The sequence below is a fragment of the Paenibacillus sp. J22R67 genome (assembly GCF_059692175.1).
In genome coordinates this window covers 458,078-478,236 of record NZ_JCAUAX010000002.1, presented here as the reverse complement: position 1 = coordinate 478,236, position 20,159 = coordinate 458,078, and the positions used below count along the sequence as shown (strand labels likewise).

Here is a 20,159-nt window from a genome sequence, read left to right as displayed (position 1 = left end):
CTTGGCGTGAAAGAAAGCAACAGCTCGGCGGTTCACTTGGATGTTGATTGGGAACGTTTCATGGCAGCTAACGATATGGAATGGGTAGTAAAGCCTGTTAGCTGGGATGAAGGGGCATTTCTTGGCAACGGTTTACTAGGCACGATGGTATATGGGGAGGAACATGCGAGCAAACGGCATGTGCTCCGCATGGTTACCGGGCGCACGGATGTGACGGCAAGTCGAACGGACAAACCTGGATTTCCACCACGTGTTCCGCTTGGTGAATTGGATCTGGAATTGGCAGGGAGAATCTATCATCCCACACAAATGCGGGTTAGCTTATGGCATGCTGAATTGCAGGCAACGCTTACGACAACGAACGGAGAGGTCAAGCTTCGCTCGCTTGTACACAGTCTCTACCCAGTGATAGCTGTAGAGATCGAGACGACAGCCGGTGAAAGCGGCGCCCGGTGTGCATGGTATGCTTATCCGGAAGTTGATCCCGTGCTGAAAAATGCAGACGGCGTGAATTTGAATCAATACATTCCGACGACTGAAGTGGAACACACGGAACTAGAGGACGGAATACATGTGTGCACGCAGCGCTATTCCGGCGAGGATGGCTGTGTGACTGCCTGGAAGGATGTACAGGTATCACCGAATCGCCGCATCTATTGGCTATCCATTGCGAGTGGGCACAATGAAACATCGGTTGCTGAAGCGGTAGAGGCTGTGAGGCAGGCATCGGCTGCAAATTTTGAAGAATGGGTGCAAGCCCATCGTGATTGGTGGCACCAGTATTATCGCCAAAGCTTCGTTTCGCTGCCGGATGGCCGTCTGGAAAGCTTTTACTGGATTCAGATGTACAAATTGGCATCGGCAACCAGAGCAGACGAGCCATTGATCGATAATCAAGGGCCGTGGCTCACCTCCACACCATGGCCAGGTGTCTGGTTTAATATGAACGTGCAGATGAGCTATTCGCCGGTCTATACGGCCAATCGCTTGGAAATGGGAGAATCGCTTGTTCGTTCACTTACTGATAACTGGGACAATTTGATTCTGAATGTCCCGGAAAATTACCGGCATGATTCGGCTGGGTTAGGGCGCAGCTGCAGTTTCGATTTACGGGCTCAAGTAGAGGATGAGGTCGGAAATCTAACTTGGATTTGTCATAGTATTTGGCGGCATTATCGATATTCCATGGACCAGAAAATGCTTGGAGAAGTCTTATTCCCGATCTTAAAACACAGCGTAAACTACTACAGGCATTTGTTAGAGGAGGGAACAGACGGCTTCCTTCATTTGCCGCCAACGATATCACCGGAATACGGCTCATTCATGCGGACTACCGTCCGGGATTGCCATTATGATCTTTCCTTGCTCCGCTGGGGATGCGAGACATTGCTTCATAGTTGCCAAAGGCTGGCGATGCAGGATCCACTGATCCCGGTATGGGAAGACATATTGAAGAAGCTAGTTCCGCTTCCCGTCGATGAGACGGGTTATATGATTGGACAAGATATGCCGCTTGCTTACGGTCATCGTCATTTCAGCCACTTGCTGGCGATTTTCCCGCTGCATCTTATTGAGGGTGAAACGGAAGAGGAGCATGCCTTAATCGCAACTTCTTTGCGTCATTGGCTAGCCAAAGAAGGTGACCTTCGTGGATTCAGTATGACCGGGGCAGCCTCAATAGCTGCTGTTCTTGGTTGGGGTGATGAGGCAATGCGATTGCTGCAATCGCTTTTGCTAATCATCAAGCCGAATACGATGTACAAAGAAGCGGGACCGGTTATCGAAACACCGCTAGCTGGTGCCGAGTCGATACAAGATATGCTGCTTCAGAGTTGGGGCGGCAAGCTGCGAGTGTTTCCCGCAGTGCCAGAAGCTTGGACGGAGCTGGCGTTCCATGATTTGCGTGCGGAAGGAGCCTTCCTGGTCAGCGCTGTTCGCAAAGATGCCGTCACGAAGTGGATCAGGGTGAAGAGTTTGGCTGGAGAGCCATGTCTGATCAAAACAGGGTGGAAGGGGCTTGTGCACTGGAACATTATCGGTAGTGACCAGGCGATTCGAGTGTCTGGTGAAGCGTTCATCGAAGATGAAATATCGATTGAGTTGGATGCCGGTGAAGAAGTTATTTTTTATCAAAGCGAAGTTGTACCGGATCTGAAGGTGCGTCCAGTCGAAGGAATAGACAAGGTAACGCGTTATTTTGGGGGGCACAAGCCTTGGCGGCTTTATGGATTTCATTCCGGCCAATCATGATAGCTAGCGGACATCACTGTTGTTATTAACGGGTAAAAGACCTTATTGCATGTCTAACGGACTCCAGGGTCGTTAATAGCTCAATAACTAGCCTAATGACGCACGAATACCATGAATAACTGCTATGGAGTCCGTTAGAATTTTTCTAGCCGTCTTCTCCTTCAATTAAAGGCTACGGTGTCCGTTAGCGCAAAAAATCCCGACGAGCTCTTTCTCGCCGGGATTTTTGTGATTATATTTATCGGCCTGCTTGTACCATTTTAGAAGCGATCAAAACTTACGAACTCTCCTACAGGCTTGCGGTAGCCACGCGGTCTGCGTTTCTCTAAGTCTTCTTTCCCTATCGTGAGAAGTAGGGCTGGAACATAATTTTCTGGAATATGCAGAATTTGACGCATTATTTCGGGGTCAAAACCGATCATAGGGCATGTATCCCAGCCCTTTTCTTTGGCAGCAAGCATGAAGAGTTGTGCCGAGAGGCTGGCATTCCGGATCGCTTCGTCGCGCTTAAAGTCGTCACCCCGATTTTCATAAAAATTCGTGACATCTTCCACCGTCATATCATATTCCTGTTTGCTGATGACCCCAAGCTGGAGTAATCCTTCGTTCAATCTAGCTGCGTCTTTATACGCGTCAAGGTTACCCAAGACGAGAATAACAGCTGAAGCCGTTTGAACTTTATACTGTTTATAAGCCGCTTTGTAAACCTCATCTTTTGTAGTTGGATCTTTTACAATTATGTAGTGGGTATGTTGCAAGTTAAAAGCAGATGGGGCAAACTTCACCGTATTCAGGATCTCATTCAAATCTTCACTCGGGATTTCAATATTTGGTATGAATTTATTGGCCGATCTACGTTCTTTAACAATTGTTAAAAAATCACTCATTGATGTATGCCTCCTATATGATCTGCTAGACTTATGTATATACGAATCATATGCCTATATTTGCATGAATGTCAATCGACTAAGTAACAATTATGTGGAGGAGAACGTCTATAAGAGAAAGGGGGCGAATGTTCGTGAATAAAATGAAGACGATGTTAGTAGCGACCTGTTGTATGGTTTTTGTTGCAATGTTAATAGCAAGCTGTGAGGAGCGAAATCGAGTGAGTGGAAGTGGAGATGTACGGAAAGACTCTAACAAGAAAGTGGAGTCCGTATCTAAAGATCATTTAGATACTTATATGAATCTCATCCCCACACTCAACTCCGTTTTCGAGAGTCATCAAGTAAAGTTTCTGTCTTCATACAGTGACGAGGATGAGGGAATCTTAGAAATTCGCCGGATAGGGGATCACACAAGTGCACTTTCGGATGAAGAGATTGCAGCCATAAAACAAGACGTGTATAAAGCTGTCGGAGCAGAGTTTCCATTAAATATTAGAGTAAATACAATCGCAGGGCAGTCAGGAATGGCTGGTAAAATCAACGCAATTGACAAGCAGGGGAGATTCCTGGTCGTCTCTTCAGATAAATTCTTAGACACTGAAAAGAAAATGCCGGATGCCGCTTGGTACGGGATGGTGGACGATGCAGACATCACTTTTGAAGGGAAACCTATCCCAAAAAAGGACGTTCCTATCGGCTCATCCGTCAAAGTATGGTCAGAGGGTGTGATGCTGTCGAGTTACCCAGGTCAAACTTCGGGTTTACGACTTGAAATAACAGCATGGGACGATGGAACTGGAGATGCGAGCGGCAGAGTTACTGGTTTGGAGAAAACAGGTGAAGGGGTAAACGAAGGGCGTAATATTGAAGTGGATGGGGTGAAATATCAGCAACTTCCTATTGCACAAGTTTGGATAAAAGGTGAAATGGTGAGCATTAACGACTTAAAAGTCGGAGACCGTGTGAAAATTTGGTTTGCTGGGTATGAAATTGGACCCGATAAAATGGTGGCAAAAGTCGTCATAGACCGATAAGTGACTGTTACGTTTTATAGTGGAACAGCTGTGCGTCGTAGTTCTAGAAATGAGGTGACTTTTTGTGAGGATTTGGATGTGTGTACTGGCCCTGCTCGTGGTAATTCTTAACGGACACTCTAGGCTTGATAGGAACTCAATTCAGGGAAACGCCGAGATCGATTGGGTTGATTTTGTTAAAATATCAGGAAATTCCTACACTGGTTTGTTTGAAGATGTGATAAATGATCCAAATGATATCACCGATGAGGTGGTAGGTGAAGTTTATTTTAAAGTGGGGGATGTCGTTACTAATCCCAATTATCAGACGAAACCAGGAGATGCTGCATTTCTGGAGATTGGTACGAAACTTTACAAAGTCAAAGGGTTTGAGATCAATCAATTAATAGCTGCAAGAGATGAGACGAGAGTTGGTGGATATCGATTATATGCAGGGGATGACTTTACTAAATCTTTGAGACGAAACTATAAAGATATTCCTAAAGAAAAGATAGAGCGAGTGGGGCTCTATCAACTTGGTGAAGTAGTACCCTACAAAACCTTATATAATAGCGAGAAAGAACAATTTATGAAGTTATTAGAAAATGGGACAGATACGGAAAATTATTACCCTCAGAACAAAATAGGCGATCCGACATATTATCATTTTGTTATCTACACGAACGAGCCGATTGCCTATTCCTCTCTATTAACCGACGATGGAAGTCATGTTACTTTCTCCACAACGAATACAAGAATTGTTGACAATGAAATTCGCAAATTAATTTTGCCACCAACATGACAATGTAGAATTAATTTTAATAACTAGGGGGATAAATAGTGTATCAAATTAATAATTGGAATATTAAATAGAAGCCTCCCCATCAACAACCCCCTAGCTTTTTTGTTTATATTGCTATAAGCCTAATCTTTTAGTAAAGGGCAACTTTCTTTACCCCTCCCTATTTTTTCTCCCATATGAAAAAACGTTTCTCTAGACCCACACAAACTTCGGTTGATATTATTAACAAGCACAACGAAAAGCCGAGGGGAGTCCAGCGGAATGATGGAACAAGAGATGAGATATGAGAATTTAAAAATGGGAGAACGGGGAGCTACCATCAGCATAGTGGCCTACATATGCCTTTCCGCCTTGAAGCTAATCGTTGGACATATATCAGGTTCGGAAGCTTTAAAAGCGGATGGTTTAAACAACGCGACGGATATTGTGGCATCCATTGCCGTGTTGATCGGATTAAAATTGGCTCAAAAACCAGCAGATGAAGATCACCCGTATGGACATTGGAAATCCGAGACGATTGCCTCTTTAGTCGCATCCTTCATCATGATGGTCGTCGGTCTGGATGTATTTATAACAGCCATCAAATCGATGTTTCAAGTGAACGAGCAAGCGCCGGATCTCACTTCCGTGTGGACAGGGACTTTCTGTGCGGCTGTCATGTATGTTGTGTATCGTTATAATAAAAATCTTGCCCAAAAAGTGAAAAGTCAAGCCGTTATGGCCGCAGCGAAAGATAATTTATCCGATGCTTTTGTAAGTATCGGGACCGTCATTGGCATCATTGGTTCCCAATTTAGTTTGCCGTGGCTTGACCCTTTGACCGCGGTACTAGTTGGATTTATTATATGTAAAACCGCATGGGACATATTCCGTGAAGCCTCTCATCATTTATCAGATGGTTTCGATGAAACAGCTATTCAAGCTTTTAAAGATACCGTGCTGCAAGTCGAAGGGGTTGAAAGTGTACAGGACCTCCGCGCTAGAAATTACGGAAGTAATGCGGTTGTTGATGTTGTTCTTTCGATAAAGGCAGATTTGGACTTTCAAAAGGCCCATGATATTGCAACAAAAGTAGAAAATGAACTAAAGAAGACATCAGAAGTTTTTGAAGTCCATGTTCATTACGAACCAGCTAAATGATTCAAGCAAATAAAAACCACACGCGAACCGCCGCTTTTATTGTTAATTGCCCAGGCTCAATAGGATTTTCAACCGCGCTTGCAGCAAATTTGGCCGTCATATAGGGCACAGGACCTGCTGTCCGCGAAGGTTCCTGTACGTGAGAAGGAACCGCGCCAAGGGTCACACCTAGTGTATTAGCGATGGTATAGGCTTTTTGACGAGCGTTCTGGATGGCAAGCGACAATGCTTGATTCTCATAAATTTCTGGATGTGCTATAGTAAACTGAATGCTAGTAACATTATTCGCACCATTTGAAACGGCAGTATCAACAAGGTTTCCTGTCTGAGCTACATGATCCGTCGTGATTTGTAGCAGATGGGTGATTTTATAACCTCGAAAGATTTGTTTGCCATCCACATAATCATGAACGATTTCGATACGATAATCATGCGTTTGTATCTTTTCTCGGGGGATGTTTAGGCTCATCAAGGATTGGATAATGTTGCTTATGGCTTTGGCATTTTCCGTCTGAATGGCCTGCAAGTTAGGACCATCTGTAACAACGCCAAGCACGATCACAGCCCGGTCAGGTGCTGCGGTCACGTTACCCTCCCCTAGGACTTCTATGGTAGATGAATGGTTTGAACGCGTAGGGGATGCTGATCTGTTAATTGGATACCCGTACATGGAAGGACTCCTTTCTAGTGGCAGTCATTACCCAATGTATGAGGAGTTCACCTGAAACATAACGGGACGCTAGCGGGGGCTTCGTAGAGAAATGATCATTAAATTTGGATTGACAATGTCAACGTGTGTTATCATGATATCTAGCTACGAATAAGTTAAATGCTAAACGATTACTTGGAGGGAGAATTCATTAATAACGTCGTCCTGAATGATGCAATGACCATGTTGAAGGAAACAAGCCGTACTTTTTATATACCTATAAATAGTTTGGATTTAGGCTTGAAGGAGGCTGTAACATCAGCCTATCTGTGTATGAGAGCTATAGACGAGATCGAAGATCATGATGAACTCGCAGATTCATTGAAAGTTGAATTATTAACCGGGATACATAAGGCATTTCAATCCCCACAGCCAATCGCTGATATACAAAATTTATTATCGCCGTATAAGGCGGTATTACCAGCAGTTACGATGCAACTTGATGAGTGGGCGCAACTCTGTCCATCTACGGGAGCACCCATTGTATTTTCTTACATCGCAAAGATGTCTTTCGATATGGCCAATTGGGTTCAAAACGGGTGGAACATCCATACGGAAGAGGATTTGGACCGCTATACGTATAGCGTTGCAGGTATGGTCGGAGAAATGCTTTCCGAACTATGGCTTTGGCATGACGGGACGCAATCCGATCGAACGAAGGCAATTGGCTTCGGAAGAGGACTACAGGCGGTAAATATCCTCCGCAATAGAGGAGAGGATCTTAAACGCGGCGTTGACTTTTTTCCAGACGGCTGGGGATTCAAGGAAATGCAGCAGTACACTCGTCGCAATTTACAACTTGCCGATTCTTATATCGCGGACCTAAAGGAAGGTCCTGCATTGAGATTTTGCAAAATACCATTAGCACTTGCACATGCTACGGTTAACCTCATCGCTGTTGGCGGAAACAAATTAACAAGAGATGCGGTTCTGAAAATTGTGAGTCGAGTATCTGGCTAAACGGATTCATTAGAGGGTAGAAAAAAAAGACTACATTCACCAGGAGGAGGAAGGTGAGTGGAGTCTTTTTTGTGTTTGCATTTAAGTCAACTTATTAACGTTGGAAACCTTGCAGTTGTTGCTCAGCCATTTGGACCAATCTTTTTGTAATACTGCCACCAATAGAGCCTGCGTCGCGAGTCGCGAGATTCCCATTGTAACCATCTGGTGAAAGCGGAATTCCTAGTTGTTGAGCTACTTCGTATTTCATTTGATTTAAAGCTGCTTTTGCTTGAGGAACCACTAATGTACTATTGTTTGCCATGGATAAATCACTCCTTTTTTTGGTGTACTCCTATCATGCGGAGGGAAAGGAACTATTATGCATGCATCTTTTGCAAAGATGATTGGTAATTTTATCCTTCAACTTATTTTCTAAATGTAAAATAAATTTCTTGATATAAATAAAAATCGTGTGCTACACTATTTCCATAATATCTCAATTTTATCCCATTATCTGTTAGTAAGGGTAGGTGAACATGGCATGTCAAACCAGTTACGCATTGGAGTGGTCGGTGTCTACCATGAAACGAACACTTTCGCTCCTGTCCAGACGCATTGGCTTGATTTTCAACATTGCTTCACGCTTGGCAGGGATGCCTTCATGGATTTATTTGAGCATACCCGAACGACGATGGGAGGCGTTATCGCGGCTTCGGCGGAGGAGAAAGTTACACTTGTTCCAGGTCTGTACACGTCTGCTACACCGAGCGGCATCGTATCGGAAGACGCCGTTCAGCTGATTTTGGAGCAGTTAACGCGTTCAATTGCACCTGATCTTGATGGAATGGTCGTTATTCTTCATGGAGCTATGGTTTCCGAGCAGTGTTTCGACATGGAAGCTGCCATACTGGAGGCTATCCGCAACATTATAGGTGAGCAAATTCCTATAGCGGTTACTGTAGACCTTCATGCCAATCTTGGTGAGAAGATGACTCCATTATGCAACTTGCTCGTCGGATACGATACTTACCCGCATATTGATGCCTATGAACGTGGAGAAGAAGCGCTGCATCTGTTGGCTCGTCAGATTCGCGGCGAAATTCAGCCTGTCATGGCCATTGTCAGACCCAACATGCTCGTTGTACCGCAAAAAATGATCACGACAAAAGGGATCATGAAGACGATCATGGATGAAGCCTTTCATATGGAGAAGAATCCTGAAGTGCTTAACGTAACCGTCTGTGGTGGATTTCCATACAGCGATGTGCCATTCGCAGGAATGGCTTTTGCGGTAACGACCCATAACAATGAAGTTTTGGCACAAAATTATGCAGAGAGATTAGCTAATCTTGCATGGTCACTTCGAGATGAGTTTTTGGTTCAAGAGCTTGAAGTTGAGCAAGCGATAAAACTTGTCAAGGATGCCAAAGAGGGACCCGTCATTTTAGTTGAAGCATCGGATAATGTAGGCGGAGGAGCCCCGGCCGATGGAACTCATTTGTTGCCTGAGCTATTAAAACTTCCATGCCAGAGTTTAATCGTTATTCGTGATCGGGAAGCTGTTTCAATCGCGTGCCAACAAGGTGTGGGCAATGAAATTTCATGCGACATAGGTGGAAAAGGTGACAGCTTGCACGGAAAACCAGTCCCAATTGAGGGTAAAATTAAGCTCCTTTTCGATGGGATGTATACACATAGAGGCCCATATATGAAAGGTACAGTGGCTTATATGGGAAAAACGGCTGTCATTGAAGTCAATCAAGTTACGATTGTTCTCACAGAAGAAAGAGTCCCCCCATGGGATATTGGACATGTCGAATCCATCGGCTTAAGTCCGAAAGATTTTCATCTCATCGTGGTTAAATCGGCCGTAGCCTGGATTAGTGCGTTCGGTCCTATCGCCAAGCAAGTCATCGAAGTAGATACCCCAGGATGCTGTACCACCTCACTTCATCGTCTAACTTACCAACATGTCCCACAATCCATCTTTCCACTTTATTTCCTCGAAAAGGAGCATACCCAATGAACCGATACTTACAATCCATAGAGAGATTGCAAGAAGCGAGAACTTATGTGGCGGGAGGTGTGGCAAGCAGCCTGCGAGCTTCAATGAAACCGACGCCATTGTATGTGCAAAAGGCATTTGGAGCAAGAATTCTGGACGTGGACCATCATGAATATATCGACTATATGCTGGCCTATGGGCCTTTGATCCTCGGACATGCACATCCGGCTTTTAACGAGCAACTTTATGAAGCGATGCAAAATGGAAGTGCATACGGTTTACAGCATGATGGTGAAATCCGCTTGGGCCAGCGCTTAACCGAAATACTCCCTTGCGCAGAACAAGTGGCGTTCAGCGGTTCGGGGACAGAAGCGGTGATGTTAGCGCTGCGATTAGCTCGAGCTTATACGGGCAAGACCAAAACGGTTCGTTTTTATGGTCATTATCATGGTTGGTCCGATGCGATTTTCACTTCCTTTCCGAGCCCTGATTTCTCCTCAACTGGCCATACAGCAGCTGAAACGGGGATCTTCCAGGGAACTGGAGGTCAGAGCCAGAATAGCCTGCAGGATCTGATTTTGCTGCCATGGAATGATCCTGCAGCTTTGGAAGAGACATTAACGAAACATCATCATGAGATCTCAGCCGTTATTACGGAGCCGGTTATGTGTAATTCGGGATGTATTTCACCTTTACCGGGGTACATGGAGAAGATGAGGGAATTAACTTCAACATTCGGCATCGTATTAATTTGGGATGAGGTGATTACTGGATTTCGGTTAGGTTTGGGCGGCGCTCACGAGCGATTCGGCATTGATCCAGATCTTGTAACGATCGGCAAAGCGATGGCAGGAGGGATTGCCTTAAGCGCGGTGGCTGGTAAGAGAGACATTATGCGTCTAATCGAAGAAGGAACGGTTATGCATCTTGGTACTTTAAACGGCAACAGCCTGGCTATAGCCGCGGGACTCGCTGTGATCCAAGAGTTGTCGAAATCTGAGGGGCAAGCATTCAAGGACATGGAGCATATTGCGTCGATGCTGACAGAGGGAATTCGCTCGATTCTTAAAACTAATGGACTTCAAGCCGTTGTGAATCAACAGGGGCCAGTGTTCCATCTGATGTTCATCGATCGAACAGAAGTAGCTGATTTCGATACATTCAACCTTCGAGATTCACAGCTTTATACACGATTCGCCGAAGAAATGTTGCACGAGGGTATTCTCGTTCGTCCGAATGGGCTTTGGTATGTGTCTACCGCACATGAGGAGAAGGAAGTTCTAGATACACTTGCTGCTGTAGAGCGTGTTGCACAACGAATCGCTGCTCATCGCAGGTGAGTAGACGGGGGAAAGAAGGAGGCGGGAGCAAATGTTGTATGTGAGCCAAACTTTAACGGAGCCTCATCAGTTTACATCAGGGATTGAAGGGCCAGCTTGTGATCAACAGGGGAATTTGTATGCCGTGAACTATGCAAGGCGACATACGATAGGGAAAGTAACGCCTGAAGGGGTCAGCAGTCTATTTCTTGAACTACCTGCAGGTGCTACAGGGAATGCGATTCGCTTTGATCGAGGTCACATGTTCATCGCCGATTATACAGGGCACCGAATTTTGCGAGTGGACATGCAAACTCTTCACATTCACACATTTGCCGAGCAGCCCGCCATGAACCAGCCCAATGACTTAGCTGTTACGAAAAATGGCATGTGGTTTGCCAGTGACCCGAATTGGAAGCAATCCAATGGGATGTTATGGCGTATCGATCAGAACGGCAAATCAACCATGTTGGAAGCGGGAATGGGCACTACGAATGGCATTGAGGTCAGTTATGACGAGCGGAGCCTGTTTGTGAACGAGACCGTTCAGCGGCGGATTTGGCAATATGATTTCACGAGCGGATATGATGTTGGCAACAAACGGTTATTTTACGAATTTACCGATTATGGGTTAGACGGTATGCGCTGTGATATCGAAGGGAATGTGTATGTCACGCGATACGGAAAAGGAACGATTGCCGTTCTTTCCCCGCAAGGTGAATTGGTGAGGGAGGTTGCTCTTAACGGCAAACTATGTACAAATGTAACATTTGGCGGAGCAGATGGACGTACCTGCTATGTCACCATGGCGGATACGGGAACGATTGAAAGCTTCCGAACAGATACACCAGGAAGATGCTGGGCTCTTTGGAACGATAATCATGGAAGGAGTGGTGAAAATTGAAACAACCTATTGCAACGGATGGTGCAAGTGGCAAGCCCTTTTCTTCCGCGATAGAAGCGGGAGGTTTCGTGTTCGTGTCCGGTCAAGGAGGACTGGACCCTGCAACCGGCCAAGTCGTAAGCACGGACTTAAGGGCTCAGACCTTGCAGACACTGGAGAACATTCGACATATCTTGGAAGCAGCAAATGCCACATTAGAGAATGTGGTGAAAGTGAACGTGTATTTAAAAGAACGATCCCATTATGAAGCATTCAATGAAGTGTATGGAAGCTATTTTGCCTATCCCTATCCGGCTAGGACGACCATCTATTGTGATTTAAATTTTGATATTTTGGTAGAAATCGATGTCATCGCACTTTCTCCAGTAAGGAAGGATCATTGATGAGTATAACAGATAAAGCGAGCCAAACCGTCAAATCAGCTGACCGCGTGCTGGATATTTTTGAATTGTTCGGGGAAGTTGAAGCACGAGAATTAAGCTTAATGGACATCACACGCCAGTTGGAACTCCCAGCGAGCAGTGTATTTAAGATTTTGCAGAATCTGGTTCATCGTGGTTATTTGGACAAGGACGAGAACGGCAAGACGTTTCGACTTGGTTATAAAATCTTTCAAATTGGTGCCAAATATGCCCAGCAAACGAACTTAACGACAGAGTTTCAATATATTTCCGGGCAGATCGTTTCGGAAGTAAATGAAGCCGTTTATCTAGCGATTCGGAGCGATAGGAATATCTTGTATATTGCTGAAAGACAAAGTACGCACCATGTGCGTTTTATCTCGCATCTGGGTATGAAGCTGCCGCTTCACACTACAGCGATGGGTAAGTTATTTTTAAGTGCAATGAGTGATGACGATGTCGTGCAGCTATACAGAGAGCAAGAACTTGGTCTTCTGACCGATCATACGATTTCTGATCTCGAGAAATTAGTGGAGCAGTTAAAGGAGATTCGCCGGGTAGGAGTGGCTTACAGTGAGGGGGAAGCGGTACAAGGTATCCGTTGTGTAGCCGCCCCGATCTATAATGCTAATCAAGAATTGATAGCTGCGATAAGTATTTCTATTCCGACAACCAGGTGGAAGGAAGAAACATGGAGCCAAATGACTGATCTAGTCATCCAAGGGGCGAAGAAACTTACTTCGATTCATTATTATCAAGCTACCTAACCATCCGTGAATTGTTTCCTTAACTCTAGCGGCGTGAATCCGTTCATTTCCTTAAATACTTTATCAAAATAATTCACATTACAGAAACCAGTGCGCTCTGCAATTTGCGTGATGGTGAGGTCTTTTTCGATCAGTAATCGTTTGGCCATGTCTACCCGATAGCGATTGATATAGTTCATCGGGGTAAGTCCAGTGACCTTTTTAAACAAACGGGTAAAATGAAAAGGGCTCAAATTTACCAGCCCACCGAGGGTGTCAGTATAAATCTTTTGCGCATAACAGGATTCTATGAAATCAATGGCAGGTTTGAGACGTTTATATTGATCAAAGCTTTTGTTCAAGTCTTTCGATAGAGACAACTCTTGCTGAAAGCCGCGAAGCATAGGAATCATCATGCGATATAGGGACGATTTGATGATGAGCTCACAGCCAATATCTTGTGCCGCGTACTCTTTGTAGGCTAGTTCAAAATGGGTCGTCAGCTCGTTCCACAACGGATGTGAGGGGAGGATGGGCTCCAGGATGGGAGCAGTCTGTATGAAGCGGGCGAATAAATGCTGTAGCTCGGAATGCTCAAATGAACCAGATAACAAAGACATATCGAAGATCATCCCGTGGATGGTGCTGCTCTTGCCGTTAAGGGACTGCATCGAATGAATCTTGCAACTATTAATAAATAAAATAGCCGGTGCTCGCACGATAAATGTTCGATTATCGATAAGTATTTGAGCTTCACCTTCAATTAATTGTATAAACTCGAGGTGATCATGCCAATGGGGTCTTACCAAGTGAAAACAGCTAATGACTTCGGTCATTCGTAAAGGGAAGCGCCTACCTTCGAAGGGTTCAATTTTCTTCAAAGCATCCAATGCTGCTCACCTGCCTTATCTATTAGATGATTCTGAGTATATCATAGTCTATACCGCTTCGAAACGATGAAAAGAGCAAAATCTTGTAAGGAAAGCGCAATTTCTTCTATAGAACCCGATGTCTAAAATACGCGATAATAAAATCAATAAATGGGTTCATAGAGGAGAGAGCAAATTTGACGGGCAAGATGGCGCTGCAAGTTCAGAAACATTTACCAGATCTGTGGAAAGAGGGAGCACTGTTTGCTTTCTCTGGATATGACGGACAGACGGATTCGAATTCGCAATTCGTAGCAACGGTGGGCGCAAATGAGATCAGCCTGCTATTTCATACACCAAAGCGCAGATGGCTGCAATTTGATGTGCCCCATTCAGGAGAGATTCGCATCGCAACAGGAGACGTTATGTTAGCTGAACTGGACGAAGGCCCACTGCTGGCGGTTTATCAGAGCTGGCATACACTTGTTGGGCTTGCTCCATTGTCAGTCGATATCCAGTTAAGCTTTGAAGAAGACGAGGGAGGCAAAGCTTGGGCGAAAGATACTCTTTTCATCACGGAGGCAGCAAACGGTAGGGATGTTATCGTGCTGCTCAGAGACAAGGAACGATGGGCATTAGCTTACGGAAGCCAGCTAGATGAGGCTGTCAGCCGGGTAATGAAGGGTTTGACATACGATGCCTGGGAAGAAACGGAAGCGAGACTGCAATTTTATCAGCGTGTTCCCAGACTGGATGACCCGATGAAGGAGCGGCTGCTTCTGAAGTGTTGTAGCGTGATGAAAGTCAACACACTGGCACCTGAAGGGGTCATTCGGCAGATTTGGTCCACGCCTGACCGTGTTCCTCACCAAGCGATGTGGCTGTGGGACTCCGTATTTCATTCGTTTGCGATGAATGTGTTGAACCCTGAGTTGTCATGGGATTATCTGAAATCCGTCTTAGATACACAGCGTGAAGATGGCATGATTCCTCACACAAGCAAAGTTGATGGATCAGGTTCTAACATGACGCAGCCTCCCTTACTCGCATGGGGTGTCTGGGAGAACTTCCTGCATACGAAGCAAAGCACCTATTTACGCTACGCGCTCCCGATACTGGAACGTTATCTAAATTGGGATATCACGAACCGTGACCGTAACGAGAATGGACTGCTCGAATGGATGATCGAAGGCAATCCGCTTTGCCGCTCCGGTGAATCCGGTATGGACAACTCCCCTCGGTTTGATCGTGCGGCGGTATTGGATGCTGTTGATTTCTCTGTCTTCGCCGCCCAGGATGCTCATTTCCTCGGATTAATTGCTTTTGAGCTCGGAGAGACGGAAACAGCAGAGCGTTGGCAGCGAAAAGCGGCTGATCTGAACGATCAGATTCAAAATCTGCTCTGGGATGAGAGCGAAGGATTCTATTATGATCGAGATATAGACGGAAACTTCTCTCGGGTGAAGGCCGTAAGTGGATTCTTACCACTGCTCCTAAATCATATGCCTCAAGAACGTACAGATCGTCTAGTCGCCATGCTGCAGGATCCAAGTCATTTCCAAACCAGATTCCCTATTCCAACAACAGCCGCCTCAGAAGATATGTACGGCACAGATATGTGGAGAGGTCCTGTATGGATGAATATGAATTACCTTGTCTATATCGGCCTTAAGAAGCAGGGGAAGCAAGCGGAAGCAGATCAACTTGCTCAGCAAAGTATCCAAATGGTGCAAAAATACTATGAACAATACGGTGTTATTTTTGAGTATTTTGATTCTGCGGACCTCGTACCTCCTCCAGAGTGCGATCGTAAGGGTCCACCGACAGGCAGGTATAATATTCGTCAAAAAATGGACGTTGTCAGAGATTTCCATTGGTCGGCTGCTTTGACAGCTTGTCTATTGATGGAACAGGCATAGGGGGAACAAGTGTGGCGCAGTTAAGCGGCAAAGTGATTTTAGTAACAGGGGCGCTTGGCAAGCTGGGATTGTCAGCCGTTAGGATGTTTCTTGAGCGAGGCGCCAAAGTCGTAGCAACGGATCTTGTTACGCCCGAGGATGCGAAACAAAGGTTGAACGATCCAGCCATCGCTTCTTTTCTCCCAGATGAATTATTGTACATCCAATCCGATGCGCGAGATGAGAAACAAGTCACAACTGCGTTAGCAAGCGTTCAGAATCGATGGGGCCGCTTGGATGGTTTATATCATAATGCCTATACACAAATATCTAAACCTGCTCTACAGCTCTCTTTAGAGGAATGGAATCAAGTACTTTTAGGAACATTGACAAGTACCTTTCTGATCAATAAACATGCTCTTCCACTCCTGATTGAATCGGGAGGAGGCGTTATTCTTAATGCTTCCTCTGTCTTAAGCCATAAGGTGAAACCGGCCTGTCTAGCTTATGGTGCTGCGAAAGCAGGCGTCAATCAGATGACACGTGTCATAGCTGCTGACTACGCTCATAAGGGTGTTCGAGCTAACGCTCTGCTCCCGGGTGATATTAAGACGGAAGAGGCATTAACCACACTTCCCTCTTCCTTCAAAGAAGCCGTTGCCAAGATGACCCCGCTTGGCCGCTCGGGAACGCCTGACGAGGTTTCGGAATTGGCAGCCTTTTTACTATCCGATTCCGCCTCCTATATAACAGGCGCATTACTTACTATTGATGGGGGATTTGCGCTATGAACGATTTCTTGTTTCACCACGGAACACGCGAAACGTTAAAGCGTCAAGCAGAGGAGGGGTATGCGGTTGTCGTTCCACTTGCGGCGACGGAGCAGCATGGGCCTTATCTTCCGGTATTTACCGACAGTTTGATAGGTGAGCATCTTGCGTTTGAAGCCTGCAAGCAGGCTGCGAAGTCCACGAAGCTTCTATTAGCCCCAACGCTTGTAGTTGGGTGTTCACAGCATCATTTGGCTTTCGGCGGCACCTTATCCTTCACTTCATCTACTTATCTTGTCATGTTGAAGGAAATAGGTGAAAGTCTAGTGAGCGGTGGTTTTCGCAAAATCATTTTTCTCAACGCACATGGAGGCAACGAGCCTATGATGCATCAGGCGGCTCAGGACCTTGCCGTGCAGCATGACATTTGGACCGCTTCCGCTTCTTATTGGAGTTTATCTCGATCAGCTCTTACAGAGCTTGGGGCACAAGAGATGGGGATGGTCCCGGGGCACGCCGGAGGCTTCGAAACCTCACTTATCGCTTCTCTTACGCCGGATCTGCTACGTAATGAGAGATCAGATATCCCGGCACATCCGCAAAGGTCTTGGATTAATGCCGGCCCGCCAGGTTCTTTCATCGGCAAACACAGTTACTTAACCGGCGTAGATGGTTATACGGACTCCGCTCAGCAGGCTGATGCGGCTAAGGGAGCTGTATACTTGCAAGCAATCATTGAATCGACAGCACAATGGCTTGTGCAAGTCGGCAATTGGATGAATGAAGGAGTGGAACTGGCCTAATGAGCGCACGGACTGAGCGGAAAAAAGTAGCTGTCATCGTTACGGAATACCGGCCTGATTCCCATGCGGAAGTTATCATCGGACGGCTGCTGGGCATGTTCGGGTATACCCCGCAGATCGAAGTGGTTTCGCTGTATCTGGATCAGGTTCCTTCTAACGATATTGGTACTGCAGAAGCGCAAGCTCGAGGTATTCCAATCTACGCTTCCATTTTGGATGCCATTGCTGCTCCGCATGTTGGGAGTCCGATTCATGGCGTTCTTTTGATAGGCGAACATGGAGACTACGCTTGGAACGAGAAGCGTCAAAAGTTGTATCCACGCCGCTACTTTTTCGAAGAAACGTTCCGTGCTTTGGATCTATTAGGGCTGAGTGTACCTATATTTAATGATAAACATCTGTCTTATTGCATGCAGGATGCGGAGTGGATATACAGCGAGCTGATGAAGAGAGGACTGCCTTTTCTGGGGGGATCCTCTATTCCGCATACGCCTCAAGTGCCGGCTTATTCTTCAGAGAAGTTAAATCAAGTCAAGGAGATTTTCGTTGTCAGTTGGCTTGGCATTGAATCGTATGGCTTTCATGGCATCGAGGTGCTGCAGGCAGCAGCTGAGCAAAGAGCAGGCGGTGAGACGGGAATTCGGTCCGTTCAAACGCTAGAAGGCAGGTCAGTGTGGGCGGCAATGGATCGGGGAGAGGTTCCCGAGGATCTCATGATTCAGGCTCTTGGCTCATTAAGAGATGTTCTGCCAGGGCATCCGAGGGATCATGTTGATGTGCCTGTGTTGTTCATTATTACCTATACCGATGGTTTAAAAGGTTACGTGCTTCAGCTGCAGCGTTTTATACGAGAGTGGGCACTTGCTTTCCGGGAAGGAAATGGAGAGATGACAGCTGCTCGCTGTGATAGCGGAATGGGGCGTCCCTATAACCATTTTGAGAAGCTAACTAAACTGATTGAGCAGATGGTAGTGACTGGCCGTTCACCTGTCTGTGCGGAACGGACATTTCTGACAACCGGAATGATCAATCTAGCCATGGAATCTCTGCATCTAGGAAGGAAGCTAGACACACCGCAGCTGTGTTCTATCTCATATACCAATTGAACCGAGGAGGAGATCACATGAGTGCTTTTTCAAATTTACATTATTATAAGCCAAAGCAGGCTCAACCTCGACAACCTCATCGCATCGAAGCTGATCTTTGTATTTATGGAGGTACTCCTGCTGGTGTGGCAGCAGCTATCCAAGCAAGTCGCATGGGTCTTAAAGCGGTGATTGCCGAATTCAGCCAGCATGTAGGCGGAATGACGTCAAGCGGCCTAGGACGTACGGATGTCGGTAACACGATGGCTATTGGGGGAATTTCCAGCGAGTTCTATCAAGCATTAGGACAGCACTATGGCAGCGATGAGCCTGATGGGAGGACTTGGGCGTTAGAACCTCATGTGGCGGAGCGGATCTTCTCCGAGTGGTTGCAGCAAACAGGAGTGCCGGTCTATTTTGAGCAGCATTTAGAAGCAGTAGAGCTTCAATCAGGACGTATTATACAAATCATAATGGAAGACGGAAATGTGTATACAGCCCCTATGTTTATAGATGCTTCCTATGAGGGAGATTTGCTCGCACGAGCTGGCGTTTCCTATCATGTGGGCAGAGAATCCAATACTGTTTACAAAGAGATATTGAACGGAATTCATTTGGGTCATCCCAAACACAACTTTATGGCTTGGGTAGACCCGTATGTGATTGAGGGGAAGATGGATAGCGGGCTGCTTCCAGGAATAACCGATGCAGCACCCGGCGTGCAGGGACAGGGAGATGATTCGGTTCAGGCGTACAATTTCCGAATCTGCTTGAGCAGCAACCCGGATAATCAACTTTCCTTCCCAGAGCCGCCTAACTACAATCGCGATGAATTTGCCTTACTGGCGAGATATATTCGCAGCGGCGTCTGGGATGCCTTGAAGCTCAACAAGGTGATGCCTGGCGGCAAAAGTGATTTGAACAATTGGGGGGGGATTTCGACCGATTATATTGGGCGTAACTACGCTTGGCCAGAGGCGAGCTATGCGGTTCGCGAAGAGCTCTTCCAACAGCATCTTCACTATAATATGGGAATGCTTTATTTTCTGGCGAATGATGATACGATTCCAGCAGCTATTCGAGCGGAGGTTAAGACTTGGGGGCTTCCAGCTGATGAGTTTACCTCTACGGGCGGATGGCCGCATCAACTTTACATCCGTGAAGCGAGGCGTATGATTTCAGACGTAGTTATGACCGAACATCATTGTCGCCATTATCGAACAGAGGAGGATTCAGTTGGGCTAGCTGCTTACACCATGGACTCGCACAACTGCCGACGATTAGTACTAGACGGTAGGTGTATCAATGAAGGAAACGTTGAAATCAGTCCAAATGGACCCTACCCGATTTCGTATAAAGCTATTATTCCAAAAGGAGAGGAGTGTACGAATCTCGTAGTGCCCGTATGCTTGTCTTCCTCGCATATCGCTTACGGGTCCATTCGAATGGAGCCAGTGTTTATGATTCTTGGCCAATCCGCGGCCACGGCAGCTGCACTAGCGCTGCAGCACCAATGTGCATTGCAAGATCTGGATTATGGACTGCTGCGAAAACAACTGCTGCTAGATGGTCAAATCCTTCACGTGAATTCATAAAGAGATGTGTAATTGATT

General features: G+C 46.1%; 19 protein-coding genes. 15 read left to right on the top strand and 4 right to left on the bottom strand.

Features of this window, described 5'->3' with window-relative positions; genetic code table 11:
• Positions 1 to 6 precede the first annotated feature (6 nt).
• On the top strand, positions 7 to 2,250 hold the full coding sequence (locus AC58VC_RS08255; RefSeq protein ID WP_497368355.1) for a glycosyl hydrolase family 95 catalytic domain-containing protein: 2,244 nt from the start codon (positions 7 to 9) through the stop codon (positions 2,248 to 2,250).
• A gap of 260 nt (positions 2,251 to 2,510) precedes the next feature.
• Here AC58VC_RS08255 and AC58VC_RS08250 read toward each other — a convergent pair whose 3' ends face one another.
• On the bottom strand, positions 2,511 to 3,137 hold the full coding sequence (locus tag AC58VC_RS08250; protein WP_497368354.1) for a nitroreductase family protein: 627 nt from the start codon (positions 3,135 to 3,137) through the stop codon (positions 2,511 to 2,513).
• A gap of 134 nt (positions 3,138 to 3,271) precedes the next feature.
• On the opposite strand from AC58VC_RS08250, the gene AC58VC_RS08245 reads away from it, so the two are divergent.
• From AC58VC_RS08245 to AC58VC_RS08235, 3 genes are all read left to right on the top strand, one after another.
• Positions 3,272 to 4,174, top strand: a complete 903-nt coding sequence (locus tag AC58VC_RS08245) for a hypothetical protein (protein WP_497368353.1) — start codon at positions 3,272 to 3,274, stop codon at positions 4,172 to 4,174.
• Positions 4,175 to 4,238: 64 nt separating this feature from the next.
• Complete coding sequence (locus AC58VC_RS08240; protein WP_497368352.1) at positions 4,239 to 4,955, top strand: hypothetical protein; 717 nt, start codon at positions 4,239 to 4,241, stop codon at positions 4,953 to 4,955.
• A 264-nt stretch (positions 4,956 to 5,219) separates the two neighbouring features.
• Positions 5,220 to 6,095, top strand: coding sequence for a cation diffusion facilitator family transporter (locus AC58VC_RS08235; RefSeq protein ID WP_497368996.1), 876 nt, complete (start codon positions 5,220 to 5,222; stop codon positions 6,093 to 6,095).
• Between the two features lies 1 nt (position 6,096).
• On the opposite strand, the gene AC58VC_RS08230 is transcribed toward AC58VC_RS08235, so the two are convergent.
• Positions 6,097 to 6,765: an SIMPL domain-containing protein gene (locus AC58VC_RS08230; protein ID WP_497368351.1), complete on the bottom strand. Its 669-nt coding sequence runs from the start codon at positions 6,763 to 6,765 to the stop codon at positions 6,097 to 6,099.
• Positions 6,766 to 6,981: 216 nt separating this feature from the next.
• On the opposite strand from AC58VC_RS08230, the gene AC58VC_RS08225 reads away from it, so the two are divergent.
• The gene (locus AC58VC_RS08225; protein ID WP_497368350.1) at positions 6,982 to 7,764 is read left to right on the top strand and encodes a squalene/phytoene synthase family protein; all 783 of its coding nucleotides are present in this window, start codon (positions 6,982 to 6,984) and stop codon (positions 7,762 to 7,764) included.
• Between the two features lie 94 nt (positions 7,765 to 7,858).
• Here the strand turns inward: AC58VC_RS08225 and AC58VC_RS08220 are convergent, their stop codons facing one another.
• Positions 7,859 to 8,068 (bottom strand): alpha/beta-type small acid-soluble spore protein, encoded by a 210-nt coding sequence (locus AC58VC_RS08220; protein ID WP_127450781.1) that lies wholly within the window; start codon positions 8,066 to 8,068, stop codon positions 7,859 to 7,861.
• A 219-nt stretch (positions 8,069 to 8,287) separates the two neighbouring features.
• Here AC58VC_RS08220 and AC58VC_RS08215 point away from each other — a divergent pair, with 219 nt between their 5' ends.
• From AC58VC_RS08215 to AC58VC_RS08195, 5 genes are read left to right on the top strand one after another with little or no spacing between them, the layout of a single operon-like run.
• On the top strand, positions 8,288 to 9,772 hold the full coding sequence (locus AC58VC_RS08215; protein WP_497368349.1) for a M81 family metallopeptidase: 1,485 nt from the start codon (positions 8,288 to 8,290) through the stop codon (positions 9,770 to 9,772).
• A complete protein-coding gene (locus AC58VC_RS08210; protein WP_497368348.1) occupies positions 9,769 to 11,091 on the top strand; it encodes an aspartate aminotransferase family protein in 1,323 nt (440 codons plus the stop codon). The genes AC58VC_RS08215 and AC58VC_RS08210 overlap by 4 nt, the downstream gene beginning before the upstream one ends.
• A gap of 31 nt (positions 11,092 to 11,122) precedes the next feature.
• On the top strand, positions 11,123 to 11,974 hold the full coding sequence (locus tag AC58VC_RS08205) for an SMP-30/gluconolactonase/LRE family protein (RefSeq protein WP_497368347.1): 852 nt from the start codon (positions 11,123 to 11,125) through the stop codon (positions 11,972 to 11,974).
• Positions 11,971 to 12,357: a RidA family protein gene (locus tag AC58VC_RS08200; RefSeq protein WP_497368346.1), complete on the top strand. Its 387-nt coding sequence runs from the start codon at positions 11,971 to 11,973 to the stop codon at positions 12,355 to 12,357. The genes AC58VC_RS08205 and AC58VC_RS08200 overlap by 4 nt, the downstream gene beginning before the upstream one ends.
• The gene (locus tag AC58VC_RS08195) at positions 12,357 to 13,142 is read left to right on the top strand and encodes an IclR family transcriptional regulator (protein ID WP_497368345.1); all 786 of its coding nucleotides are present in this window, start codon (positions 12,357 to 12,359) and stop codon (positions 13,140 to 13,142) included. Before AC58VC_RS08200 ends, AC58VC_RS08195 begins: the two co-directional genes overlap by 1 nt.
• On the opposite strand, the gene AC58VC_RS08190 is transcribed toward AC58VC_RS08195, so the two are convergent.
• Positions 13,139 to 13,957 carry a helix-turn-helix domain-containing protein gene (locus AC58VC_RS08190; protein ID WP_497368344.1) on the bottom strand — a complete coding sequence of 273 codons (819 nt, stop codon included), beginning with the start codon at positions 13,955 to 13,957 and terminating at the stop codon, positions 13,139 to 13,141. The two genes, AC58VC_RS08195 and AC58VC_RS08190, sit on opposite strands and share 4 nt — an antisense overlap.
• Before the next feature lie 230 nt (positions 13,958 to 14,187).
• Here AC58VC_RS08190 and AC58VC_RS08185 point away from each other — a divergent pair, with 230 nt between their 5' ends.
• From AC58VC_RS08185 to AC58VC_RS08165, 5 genes are read left to right on the top strand one after another with little or no spacing between them, the layout of a single operon-like run.
• The gene (locus AC58VC_RS08185; protein ID WP_497368343.1) at positions 14,188 to 15,909 is read left to right on the top strand and encodes an amylo-alpha-1,6-glucosidase; all 1,722 of its coding nucleotides are present in this window, start codon (positions 14,188 to 14,190) and stop codon (positions 15,907 to 15,909) included.
• 11 nt (positions 15,910 to 15,920) lie between these two features.
• A complete protein-coding gene (locus AC58VC_RS08180; protein ID WP_497368342.1) occupies positions 15,921 to 16,679 on the top strand; it encodes an SDR family NAD(P)-dependent oxidoreductase in 759 nt (252 codons plus the stop codon).
• Positions 16,676 to 17,461: a creatininase family protein gene (locus tag AC58VC_RS08175; RefSeq protein ID WP_497368341.1), complete on the top strand. Its 786-nt coding sequence runs from the start codon at positions 16,676 to 16,678 to the stop codon at positions 17,459 to 17,461. Before AC58VC_RS08180 ends, AC58VC_RS08175 begins: the two co-directional genes overlap by 4 nt.
• The gene (locus AC58VC_RS08170; protein ID WP_497368340.1) at positions 17,461 to 18,567 is read left to right on the top strand and encodes a hypothetical protein; all 1,107 of its coding nucleotides are present in this window, start codon (positions 17,461 to 17,463) and stop codon (positions 18,565 to 18,567) included. Before AC58VC_RS08175 ends, AC58VC_RS08170 begins: the two co-directional genes overlap by 1 nt.
• Before the next feature lie 17 nt (positions 18,568 to 18,584).
• Positions 18,585 to 20,141 (top strand): FAD-dependent oxidoreductase, encoded by a 1,557-nt coding sequence (locus tag AC58VC_RS08165; protein ID WP_497368339.1) that lies wholly within the window; start codon positions 18,585 to 18,587, stop codon positions 20,139 to 20,141.
• Positions 20,142 to 20,159 lie beyond the last annotated feature (18 nt).

What these genes read in the sequence shown, in the direction of transcription:
- AC58VC_RS08250 (WP_497368354.1), bottom strand. Translation starts at nt 3,137, where the DNA reads ATGAGTGATTTTTTAACAATTGTTAAAGAACGTAGATCGGCCAATAAA.
- AC58VC_RS08235 (WP_497368996.1), top strand. Translation starts at nt 5,220, where the DNA reads ATGGAACAAGAGATGAGATATGAGAATTTAAAAATGGGAGAACGGGGA.
- AC58VC_RS08230 (WP_497368351.1), bottom strand. Translation starts at nt 6,765, where the DNA reads ATGTACGGGTATCCAATTAACAGATCAGCATCCCCTACGCGTTCAAAC.
- AC58VC_RS08225 (WP_497368350.1), top strand. Translation starts at nt 6,982, where the DNA reads ATGACCATGTTGAAGGAAACAAGCCGTACTTTTTATATACCTATAAAT.
- AC58VC_RS08220 (WP_127450781.1), bottom strand. Translation starts at nt 8,068, where the DNA reads ATGGCAAACAATAGTACATTAGTGGTTCCTCAAGCAAAAGCAGCTTTA.
- AC58VC_RS08215 (WP_497368349.1), top strand. Translation starts at nt 8,288, where the DNA reads ATGTCAAACCAGTTACGCATTGGAGTGGTCGGTGTCTACCATGAAACG.
- AC58VC_RS08210 (WP_497368348.1), top strand. Translation starts at nt 9,769, where the DNA reads ATGAACCGATACTTACAATCCATAGAGAGATTGCAAGAAGCGAGAACT.
- AC58VC_RS08205 (WP_497368347.1), top strand. Translation starts at nt 11,123, where the DNA reads ATGTTGTATGTGAGCCAAACTTTAACGGAGCCTCATCAGTTTACATCA.
- AC58VC_RS08195 (WP_497368345.1), top strand. Translation starts at nt 12,357, where the DNA reads ATGAGTATAACAGATAAAGCGAGCCAAACCGTCAAATCAGCTGACCGC.
- AC58VC_RS08190 (WP_497368344.1), bottom strand. Translation starts at nt 13,957, where the DNA reads ATGACCGAAGTCATTAGCTGTTTTCACTTGGTAAGACCCCATTGGCAT.
- AC58VC_RS08175 (WP_497368341.1), top strand. Translation starts at nt 16,676, where the DNA reads ATGAACGATTTCTTGTTTCACCACGGAACACGCGAAACGTTAAAGCGT.
- AC58VC_RS08170 (WP_497368340.1), top strand. Translation starts at nt 17,461, where the DNA reads ATGAGCGCACGGACTGAGCGGAAAAAAGTAGCTGTCATCGTTACGGAA.
- AC58VC_RS08165 (WP_497368339.1), top strand. Translation starts at nt 18,585, where the DNA reads ATGAGTGCTTTTTCAAATTTACATTATTATAAGCCAAAGCAGGCTCAA.